This is a genomic window from Photobacterium proteolyticum, from assembly GCF_001939735.1.
GTDB lineage: Bacteria > Pseudomonadota > Gammaproteobacteria > Enterobacterales > Vibrionaceae > Photobacterium > Photobacterium proteolyticum.
This window is the reverse complement of record NZ_MJIL01000029.1, coordinates 1-6,569: the sequence shown is the minus strand read 5'-3', so window position 1 is coordinate 6,569 and position 6,569 is coordinate 1. Positions and strand designations below refer to the sequence as shown.

The 6,569-nt window shown below is 37.4% G+C and carries 9 protein-coding genes; 7 read left to right on the top strand and 2 right to left on the bottom strand.

The genetic code is table 11. The features are described from left to right. The first annotated feature begins 103 nt into the window (after window positions 1-103). From BIT28_RS00415 to BIT28_RS00400, 4 genes are all read left to right on the top strand, one after another. Window positions 104-871, top strand: a complete 768-nt coding sequence (locus BIT28_RS00415) for an NYN domain-containing protein (RefSeq protein ID WP_075761668.1) — start codon at window positions 104-106, stop codon at window positions 869-871. A 100-nt stretch (window positions 872-971) separates the two neighbouring features. Next, window positions 972-1,538 (top strand): hypothetical protein, encoded by a 567-nt coding sequence (locus BIT28_RS00410; RefSeq protein WP_075761667.1) that lies wholly within the window; start codon window positions 972-974, stop codon window positions 1,536-1,538. 116 nt (window positions 1,539-1,654) lie between these two features. Further along, window positions 1,655-2,305 carry a BUD32 family EKC/KEOPS complex subunit gene (locus BIT28_RS00405; RefSeq protein WP_075761666.1) on the top strand — a complete coding sequence of 217 codons (651 nt, stop codon included), beginning with the start codon at window positions 1,655-1,657 and terminating at the stop codon, window positions 2,303-2,305. A 652-nt stretch (window positions 2,306-2,957) separates the two neighbouring features. Next, window positions 2,958-3,347 (top strand): hypothetical protein, encoded by a 390-nt coding sequence (locus tag BIT28_RS00400; RefSeq protein WP_075761665.1) that lies wholly within the window; start codon window positions 2,958-2,960, stop codon window positions 3,345-3,347. A gap of 149 nt (window positions 3,348-3,496) precedes the next feature. Here BIT28_RS00400 and BIT28_RS00395 read toward each other — a convergent pair whose 3' ends face one another. Next, complete coding sequence (locus BIT28_RS00395) at window positions 3,497-3,775, bottom strand: type II toxin-antitoxin system RelE/ParE family toxin (protein ID WP_075761664.1); 279 nt, start codon at window positions 3,773-3,775, stop codon at window positions 3,497-3,499. Then, window positions 3,772-4,056: a type II toxin-antitoxin system RelB/DinJ family antitoxin gene (locus BIT28_RS00390; protein WP_075761663.1), complete on the bottom strand. Its 285-nt coding sequence runs from the start codon at window positions 4,054-4,056 to the stop codon at window positions 3,772-3,774. Before BIT28_RS00390 ends, BIT28_RS00395 begins: the two co-directional genes overlap by 4 nt. Before the next feature lie 217 nt (window positions 4,057-4,273). Here BIT28_RS00390 and BIT28_RS00385 point away from each other — a divergent pair, with 217 nt between their 5' ends. The 3 genes from BIT28_RS00385 (at window position 4,274) to BIT28_RS00375 (ending at window position 6,399) form a co-directional block, all read left to right on the top strand. After that, window positions 4,274-4,822, top strand: a complete 549-nt coding sequence (locus tag BIT28_RS00385) for a GNAT family N-acetyltransferase (RefSeq protein ID WP_083651677.1) — start codon at window positions 4,274-4,276, stop codon at window positions 4,820-4,822. 192 nt (window positions 4,823-5,014) lie between these two features. After that, on the top strand, window positions 5,015-5,611 hold the full coding sequence (locus BIT28_RS00380; RefSeq protein ID WP_075761661.1) for a hypothetical protein: 597 nt from the start codon (window positions 5,015-5,017) through the stop codon (window positions 5,609-5,611). 128 nt (window positions 5,612-5,739) lie between these two features. Then, a complete protein-coding gene (locus BIT28_RS00375; RefSeq protein WP_075761669.1) occupies window positions 5,740-6,399 on the top strand; it encodes a hypothetical protein in 660 nt (219 codons plus the stop codon). Window positions 6,400-6,569 lie beyond the last annotated feature (170 nt).

The window sequence follows — 6,569 nt, the reverse complement described above, 5'->3', positions numbered from 1 at the left end:
GACTTGTTTGACTCGGCATTTTTGGTTTGGAGTTTAATGGGTTTGGTGAGTTCACCGTGGCGCACCTTATCCCAGGCGTTAAATTCCTATAGATAGGTGGTAAATGAAAGATATAAACGAACATAAAAAAATTGCAGTGTTGATTGATGCTGATAACGCTCAAATGTCAAAATTAAAGCTGATAATTGAAGAGATTTCAGCTCATGGCCATATTGTTGTAAAAAGAGCTTATGGTGATTGGTCGAGTAGTCAGTTAAAAAATTGGAGGCAGTCATTAAATGAGTTGGTAATTCAACCAATCCAGCAGTTTGCATACACAACAGGTAAAAACTCTACTGATACGGCAATGGTAATTGATACTATGGATTTACTTTACACTGATAAATTTGATGCTTTTGCATTAATTTCAAGTGATAGTGATTTTACTAAGTTAGCATCTAGATTAAGAGAATCGGAAAAGTATGTTTTTGGTGTTGGTGAAAAGAAAACACCCATTTCATTCCGTAATGCCTGCGATGATTTTATTTATACTGAAAACCTCAATGAAATATTGCTAGAGAGTAGGGATAAGCCTAAAAAACATGTTGATAACAGCCAAGATAAAAGTGGTGAAAACGAAATTGTTTTGCTATTAGATAAGGCTTGGGAAAAGCATCAAGATGAAGATGGTTGGGCAAATGTATCATCAGCTGGATCTTTTATAAAAAGAACTAAGCCTGATTTTGATCCGAAAAATTATAATGCAAACAAATTGCCTGAATTAATTGAGCGGTTAAGTGAACATTTTAAAATGAAAAAATATAAAGGAAAGGGAACAGTACATATTATAGCTTATCAATCGAAGCGGAATTTAACAAAGCAATCAAGGTGATGCGTTACACTCGGCGGTTTTGGTATGGTGTTTAGTGCGCTTTGCTAGTTCAGTGGGGCACACCTTATCGCAGGCGTTATGGCTCTGAGGACAGTATTTCATGAGTAATGTAAAGTTTAGTCCAGATATCTCTGGTATTAAAAGTATTGAGTTCAGACCTTACATGGTCGAATGTGCATATGATTATTATATGGTTTGTACTACTTCGACTCATCAAAGGATGGGAATTCAAGCAGTCATGGCAGCACTTGCTATTGAAGTTCTGTTAAAAAGTTTCAATTCAAAAGTTACTGGGAACAGCGGTCGCTTAGATGAAACATATGAGTTTAATAAAAAAGAGGTACTGCCAAAGCGATCTAATGCTCATGATTTGGTCGTTTTATATAACTCTCTTCCGAAAAGTATACAGTCTTACTTGTTTGATTATTCTGAATTTCAAGTAATTGAATTAAATAAGGATTTATTTACAACTAGTAGGTACATATATGAGGAGAATGCAAATACTATACATGATGATGACATTATTAAATTAGCGGCATGTTTGATCTGTAAAGTTGCTTATTTGTACCTTAAACAAGGCTGTAATGACCCATTCATTAAAAATTTGGATATTGATAAGTTGTTCTTTAGCCAAGTTCAACCAATTTTCTGGTGTACAGCGCCATAACAAAGCAATCAAGGTGACCCGTTACACTCGGCAGTTTTGGTATGGAGTATAGTGTGCTTTGCTAGTTCGGAGTGGGGCACCTTATTGCAGGCGTTATATTAATTAAGGAAAATTCAGTGGATGTTACAAATGCTGTAGGGAACAGTATCACCACAAATCTTGGTGATCTTGAAATTGTTAAATTTCTGGGAAAGGGAAAGTCTGGATATTCATACTTAGCTCAAAACTCAGAGCATCAATATGTACTAAAACTCATGCACTATGAACCATGTGCATATTACTCATTTGGTGATGCAAATAAGGTGGAGCTTGAAGTTTCTGCGTATAAAAACTTGGAAAATTCTGGAATTAAAATTCCTAAGCTTCTTGATGTAAACATTGAAAATAATTATCTCATCAAAGAGTATATTGATGGCAATCTTGTTACAGAATTAATAGTTGACGACTCTCTTCCTGATTTATGTATTGAACAAGTTTGTGGTATGTCAAAGGCTCTTAAATTACTAGGTTTGAACATAGATTATTTCCCCGATAATTTTGTATTGAGCAATGGCATTCTTTATTACGTTGATTATGAGCATAATCCATATGATGAAAAGTGGGATTTAGCCAACTGGGGTTTGTATTATTGGGCAAATACAAAGGGTATGAAAGCTTACAAAGAAACGAAAGACCCTACTCAAATTAACGAATGTGCAAATTCTGGTGTACCAATAAAGCTGCCATTCGCAAACACAGTCAATTCTTGGCTCAGAACTTATTGTTAAGGTGTTTAGGCTTGGTGGGTTAATTTAATATAACTAGGCAATCAAGGTGATGCGTTACACTCGGCGGTTTTGGTACGGAGTTCAGTGTGCTTGGTTAGTTCGGTGGGGCACACCTTATTGCAGGCGTTATGCACCTTAGAGCCAAGTTCCTCAATGGTAGAAGGTTCATCGCTCAATACCACGATTTCTCTGGCTATTCATTCAGCGAAAGGCTGCCTGAAAGTTCAGAGAACGGCAGGTTGTCGTTTTCTTTGCCGCCCTTTATCCTGGCAATTCAGCCGTGAGTTTCCATCGTTACATTGCTTTGAAAAGCTTGTTGCTTGTCTTAACCAATAGTTCGGTGCAGCAGCCAATCCTGTCCTAAAGAGGTTGTCATGCAAGTTGGTCTGGCTCAAGCTGTTGAAAGTAAACCAGAATTATAAGAGTCTGCGCTTGTTGCCTGAATGTAGCAGACTCATCACACGTTGAAAGGCATTCGGCCAAGTATAATCGCATTAATGGATGGAGTTGCATAACAAAGCAATCAAGGTGATGCGTTACACTCGGCGGTTTTGGTACTGGGTTTGGTGGGCTTTGTTAGTTTAGTGGGGCACACCTTATTGCAGGCGTTATATGTTTTTATTATTATCGTTGAATGAATTAAGGAGCCAAATTGAGAAGGTCAATCGTTAGGATATTCAACCCCTCTGTAGTCGACTTAGCTGGTGACAATATCGATATTGAAATTTTGGATATTCCAGGAATAGAAGTTGAACTATTGGAAAAGTTCAAGGCTCGTATATTAAAATATGAATACGAATTAAGTTCTGAAAAAAATGGGAAAACGGAATACAAATGCCTCAAAAGTAAAAGTTGGAGCTTGAAAGTTGTAGTAACTGATAATGAAATATCATTTACATGCCCAGGAACGAAAATGTATAACTCATCACTTTTGTTTGAAGCGTTTCAAACATCTTCAGAACTCTGTGATCACGACCAGCTTGCTTTATTGGATTGCAGTAGAGATAAGCGATGGATGAACCTAGAAAATTTACAAAGATAAAACAAATTAAGCATCTTAGTTTATTGCTGCACAAACATATAACAAGTTGCTTAAACGGACGTGTAACAGTTGGCTCACGCTCGTTCCTCGCAAGTTTAGCCAACTATTTCACGCCGCTTAGCAAGGCGTTAGTTGCCAACCGGCTACAATCAGTCGGTTGGAAATTTTTGTTTCTGGTGAAGGACTCGCATTATACGAATTATTGAACCTTCAACCCAGTAGGATACTATCATTGATATCTCAGGGATAATGAGTAATCTCCCTCGAATTCCATCGCGTTGAACACCCATCAACGGTTGCTCTAACAAGTTTTCTACTTTTTCTTCAATGATTTCGTCAGTTTTTTCAGCGGCTTCAGGGTTGAAGTCATAAAGAAACTCAAAGATCTTCTCGCGATCATTTAGAGATTCTTCTTCCCATAAAATCATTGTTGACCTCGGTTGCGAATCTTTGCTTTACGTTCAGCCATTCGTGCTTTTGCTGAGTCATGATCAACAAAAGAAGCTTTTCCTGAGTCAAACTTCTCAAATGCAAGGTTTACTTGTTCAGTTAACCAAGTGTCATGGGATAATGCTTTGCGTTGTTGTTCTGCCATTTGCTCAGTAAGCTCACGACATGCATCGCTTAGTGTACGACCTTGGCTTTCAGCCATTTGCTGGGCTAAGCGTTTAATTTCATCATCAACGCGAAATTGAATTCTAGTGTCCATGAGTAGCTCCAAAACTTATGTGTGTACAAATGTTAGCACTGGTGTTTAGTAAGAGCAACTAACAAGGCAATCAAGGTGACCCGTTACACTCGGCATTTTTGGTATTAAGTTCGGTGCACTTTGTTAGTTTAGTGCGGGGCACCTTATTGCAGGCGTTAGCACTTAAGAGCATATTAGCTAAGAGTTGGTAAATTAAACTGTTAATCATAAGGATTGAATGATGAATCAGTGTAAAAAGGTAAATAACCTAAAGATACGTAGGGCTCTTCTGGGCGATATTTCCCAAATGGTTCATGTCGAAAAAGAGTCAGGTGCTGTCTTTTCAGCAATGCCAGTCGAATTTTTGAGTTGTTTACCAGAAAATCTTCCCTTACATAGCAAAGAGTTTTATGAACAAGCGGTTAGAAACAATGGTGCATGGTTAGCAGAGCTTGATTCCAAAATTGTAGGTTTTATATGTTTAGAAAATATTGAGGAAGAGTCTTCAATTCACATATCAGAATTTGCTGTAGATTATAATTACCAAAGGAAAGGTATAGGAAACCAACTATTAAGCTTTGTTATTAATTTTGCTCAAAATGAAAGTAAGGATATTACATTAACAACTTTTTCTAATGTCCCATGGAATGCTAATTATTATAGAAACTGTGGATTTATAACGTTAAATGTTAATGACTTAAACGACAGGTTAAAGTCGTTGATTAAGAATGAAGTTGAAACAGGCTTGCCGGAACAATACCGCTGCGCAATGAAACTTACAGTGTAGTAATCAGACGCCGCAAAGTGCTAACAAGGCAATCAAGGTGACCCGTTACACTCGGCGGTTTTGGTATGGAGTTCAGTGTGCTTTGCAGGTTTAGTGCGGGGCACCTTATTGCAGGCGTTATATTTCTTAGAAATTCGTAGTAAATTAGTATTTGATAAAGGATAGAAAATTAACTTACCACCTACAATATATGTGGCTTTTGGTGTTATCACAGCTGCACTTTTAACAGGTGTGTTTACGTTTGTAAATTTAATAATATCTAAGGAGCAAAAGACATCCGAATTCAGGCAGGAATGGATAAACGAGTTAAGGAAGGAAATAACCGAATTTACATCTTCAGTGGCTACATTTACTAACTATTTGTTGCATATCAAAAAGCGCACAAAAAACATAGATGAATTCAATTCTGAGTCTAATGATTTTTATAAAGATAACATGACATTACCGATAGACATCATGAAGCGGTATAACTCGATACTGCTTCGATTGAACCCCAAAGATGATGAAGTATTGATCAAAAAGCTAACTGCGCTGAATAATATTGCTACATCTAGATATCTCCCTGAATCTGTAAATGTTGTTAGCGTCGCTACCAATGAACTAATTGCAGAATCACAAAAGCTTCTTAAAAAAGAGTGGAAAAGGGTAAAAAGAGGAGAAGTCTCCTTTTTCCTGACTAAGTGGGGAGTTCTAATACTGTTAATATCAGCAATTAGTTTTAGCATTTATCATCATGAGGAGATTTATGCGGCTCTATCTTCTCAATTTATAGTTAATACTAGTAAGTAACGAAATATAACAAAGCAATCAAGGTGATGCATTACACTCGGCGGTTTTGGTACGGAATTCGGTGTGCTTTGTTAGTTCAGTGGGGCACACCTTATGGCAGGCGTTATAAGTTTTTACAGGGTGTAGTTTTGGAAAACGATCAGTTAGATAGAGAGAAATTAGAAATCCAAATTGTAGAAGGTATCGTTGATAGATGCATTAATCGCAAAAAGTTTGGTCTATACGCATTATTAGCAAGCATTACATTTGTGTCGAGTGCAATCGGTACAATCTCGACAACATACTTTACTGAAAAAATTAGTGCTCTCGTTGTTAAAAGCGAGTTTGGGGAAACGTTAGAACGAATAGAGAAAACTGTATCGAAGACTGAATCTATCCAGCAAGAAATAAGGTCGAAGTATCTTGATCAAGCTGAGGCTCGTAAGGTATTGAGGAAAAAGTTCGAAGAAATATATGTTGAGACTATTAATTTTCGAACATATTTGGATGAGCTTAGTAGCCTAGCTATAAAGAAGGAGCATCCAAAATCTGATGACAAAGCTTTATCACGTATTCAGATGTTGCAGGCGCTATACTTTCCTCGAATTGAAGAAAAATTTGTACGGGTTTTTAATGCTCATACAGACTATCGAATGTATCTATATGAATTTTCAACTCGTGAATACGGCAAATCAGAACACAAAAGTATGGCTGACGAACTAGTAGAGAACCAGAAGGTTGTCATTCTAGCAATCGAAGAACTAAGGCGTTCATTAATCGACGAATATTCCGAGGAATTAAACTTATAACAATGCCATCAAGGTGATGCGTTACACTCGGCGGTTTTGGTATGGAGTTCAGTGTGCTTTGCTAGTTCGGTGGGGCACACCTTATGGCGGGCGCTGGCGGATCCCCACATAATTTACGCACGATAATTGTTTCTTGCCATTAGAATTAGGGTGGATTGCGCCCAACGTAT

Excerpts from the sequence above, each read along its gene's own strand:
- BIT28_RS00395 (WP_075761664.1), bottom strand. The coding sequence starts at position 3,775 with ATGATTTTATGGGAAGAAGAATCTCTAAATGATCGCGAGAAGATCTTT.
- BIT28_RS00390 (WP_075761663.1), bottom strand. The coding sequence starts at position 4,056 with ATGGACACTAGAATTCAATTTCGCGTTGATGATGAAATTAAACGCTTA.
- BIT28_RS00410 (WP_075761667.1), top strand. The coding sequence starts at position 972 with ATGAGTAATGTAAAGTTTAGTCCAGATATCTCTGGTATTAAAAGTATT.
- BIT28_RS00385 (WP_083651677.1), top strand. The coding sequence starts at position 4,274 with ATGATGAATCAGTGTAAAAAGGTAAATAACCTAAAGATACGTAGGGCT.
- BIT28_RS00415 (WP_075761668.1), top strand. The coding sequence starts at position 104 with ATGAAAGATATAAACGAACATAAAAAAATTGCAGTGTTGATTGATGCT.